This is a genomic window from Streptomyces sp. ADMS (assembly GCF_033441795.1).
GTDB lineage: Bacteria > Actinomycetota > Actinomycetes > Streptomycetales > Streptomycetaceae > Streptomyces.
The window spans coordinates 1-534 of sequence record NZ_JAVFVX010000403.1; the positions used below are offsets into that span (position 1 = coordinate 1).

Genomic DNA, 534 nt, shown 5'->3' on the forward strand with positions numbered 1-534 from the left:
TGATGACGGCCAAACTGGTCGACGACATCACCGACACCCACTCCAACAAGACCCGCGAATCGCTCGGCCAGGGCGTCGCCAACATCATCACCGGCTTCTTCGGCGGCATGGGCGGCTGCGCCATGATCGGCCAGACCATGATCAACGTACGGGTCTCAGGGGCCCGCACCCGCCTGTCGACGTTCCTGTCCGGTTCCTTCCTGATGGTGCTGTGCATCGCTTTCGGGCCGATCGTCTCCGACATCCCGATGGCCGCCCTGGTCGCCGTCATGATCATGGTCTCGGTGGCCACCTTCGACTGGCACTCCATCGCCCCGAAGACGGTCAAGCGGATGCCGCTCGGCGAGATGATCGTCATGGTGGTCACGGTCGCGTGCGTGGTGGCCACCCACAACCTCGCCATCGGCGTCGTCGTGGGCTGCATCACCGCCATGGTGATCTTCGCCAAGCGCGTCGCGCACCTGGTCAACGTCACCGGTGTCGTCGACCCCGACGGCAACCAGGTCGTCTACGCGGTCACCGGCGAGCTGTTCT

The 534-nt window shown here is 65.0% G+C and carries 1 protein-coding gene; it reads left to right on the forward strand.

What is annotated here, in order from left to right:
* On the forward strand, positions 1-534 hold a 534-nt coding region (locus RB628_RS41275), incomplete at both ends, for a SulP family inorganic anion transporter (protein WP_318325755.1).